The sequence below is a fragment of the Escherichia sp. KCJ4928 genome (genome assembly GCF_004352695.1).
Taxonomy (GTDB): domain Bacteria; phylum Pseudomonadota; class Gammaproteobacteria; order Enterobacterales; family Enterobacteriaceae; genus ECMA0423.
Map to the genome: position 1 here is coordinate 1 of NZ_SJWV01000358.1, position 1863 is coordinate 1863.

At 50.2% G+C, this 1863-nt stretch carries 2 protein-coding genes and 1 rRNA gene; 1 reads left to right on the top strand and 2 read right to left on the bottom strand.

Annotated features, from left to right (window positions below; translation table 11 throughout):
• Positions 1–131: 131 nt before the first annotated feature.
• Positions 132–1061, bottom strand: coding sequence for a homoserine O-succinyltransferase (gene metA / locus E0D98_RS23770; protein WP_001122789.1), 930 nt, complete (start codon positions 1059–1061; stop codon positions 132–134).
• 156 nt (positions 1062–1217) lie between these two features.
• Between metA and E0D98_RS23775 the strand changes: the two genes are divergently transcribed.
• On the top strand, positions 1218–1661 hold the full coding sequence (locus tag E0D98_RS23775) for an acetyltransferase (RefSeq protein WP_000236974.1): 444 nt from the start codon (positions 1218–1220) through the stop codon (positions 1659–1661).
• Positions 1662–1775: 114 nt separating this feature from the next.
• Here E0D98_RS23775 and rrf read toward each other — a convergent pair.
• Positions 1776–1863 (bottom strand): 5S ribosomal RNA (gene rrf, locus E0D98_RS23780); the annotation flags it as partial.

Sequence of the window (1863 nt, forward strand, 5' to 3'; positions counted from 1 at the left end):
TTGATAACTTATTGATAACAATATGAATAAAATTTATTCACCTCCTGAGGTGCGTTTCGGAAATAAAAAAGGCACCCGAAGGTGCCTGAGGTAAGGTGCTGAATCGCTTAACGATCGACTATCACAGAAGATTAATCCAGCGTTGGATTCATGTGCCGTAGATCGTATGGCGTGATCTGATAGACGTAATAGTTGAGCCAGTTGGTAAACAGCAAATTACCGTGACTACGCCAGCTCGCTCGCGGTGTATTTTGCGGATCATTGTGCGGGAAATAGTTATACGGTACTTCCGGGCCTAGTCCGGCTTCCACATCGCGGAAATATTCCTGCGCCAGCGTTTGCGCATCATATTCGGGATGGCCCGTCACAAAGGCAATGCGCTTATCTTTGCTGGCAAACAGATATGCATCCCCTTCTTCCGTCTCTGCCAGAATTTCCAGATCGGTGTAATCACGAATCAACGCTGCCGGAAAGTCAGCATAGCGCGAATGTGGTGCCAGGAATGAATCATCAAAGCCACGCGTCAGAAGCGCATGAGGATGGAGAATATGATGCTCGTAAACGCCAGAGAGTTTGTCGGTGCGAGTTTGCTTAGGAATGCCGTAGAGGATATTGAGCGCGGCCTGTACCGCCCAGCAGACAAACAGCGTCGAGGTGACGTGATCTTTCGACCACTCCAGCACCTGTTTGATCTGCGGCCAGTAAGCGACATCATTAAACTCCACCAGGCCCAGCGGCGCACCGGTTACAATCAGACCGTCAAAGTTCTGTTCCTGAATATCTTCAAAGTTACAGTAGAAGTTGTTCAGATGCTCTGCGGGCGTGTTGCGCGATTCACGGGAATCGATGCGCAACAGCTGAATATCGACCTGCAAAGGTGAGTTTGAAAGCAGGCGCAGAAACTGATTTTCAGTTTCAATCTTCTTCGGCATCAGGTTAAGGATCAGAACCTTAAGTGGACGAATTTCCTGACCAGACGCACGAGAAGTTGTCATCACAAAGACGTTTTCTTCACGCAAGAAATTGACGGCGGGTAGCTCGTCCGGCACACGAATCGGCATAACCTGATTACCTCACTACATACGCTTATACGTTTAGACATCCAGATAGCTGAAGATAACCAGAAAATTTGCCAATGTCGAGCCTGCATGTTGAAGGTGAGAAAGTTTCAAGGAAAAGACTACGTTAGAATATAAGAATGACTAAAAGGAGAGAAAATGGTTATTAGTATTCGCCGCTCACGGCATGAGGAAGGGGAGGAACTCGTTGCGATTTGGTGTCGATCTGTCGATGCCACCCACGATTTTTTATCAGCAGAGTATCGGGCCGAGCTGGAAGAGCTGGTTCGTTCCTTTCTGCCGGAAGCACCGTTGTGGGTCGCGGTTAATGAACGGGATCAGCCGGTTGGGTTTATGTTGTTAAGTGGGCAGCATATGGATGCGCTGTTTATCGATCCTGATGTGTGCGGCTGCGGCGTGGGTCGGATGCTGGTGGAGCATGCGCTCTCGATGGCACCGGAACTGACAACCAACGTTAATGAGCAAAATGAGCAGGCGGTTGGGTTCTATAAGAAGGTGGGTTTTAAGGTTACGGGACGCTCTGAGGTGGACGATTTGGGGAAACCGTATCCGTTGCTGAATCTGGCGTATGTGGGGGAATAAGCCGCCCCTGCCGTGCCTGCCCAGGCTGGAGAAGACGCGCCAGCGTCGCACCCGGCATTTTTTTCACCAACGCAAAAAGGCCATCGTGACTGATGGCCTTTCGCTTAATTTGATGCCTGGCAGTTCCCTACTCTCGCATGGGGAGACCCCACACTACCATCGGCGCTACGGCGTTTCACTTCTGAGTTCGGCATGGGGTCAG

Excerpts from the sequence above, each read along its gene's own strand:
- metA (WP_001122789.1), bottom strand. The coding sequence starts at position 1,061 with ATGCCGATTCGTGTGCCGGACGAGCTACCCGCCGTCAATTTCTTGCGT.
- E0D98_RS23775 (WP_000236974.1), top strand. The coding sequence starts at position 1,218 with ATGGTTATTAGTATTCGCCGCTCACGGCATGAGGAAGGGGAGGAACTC.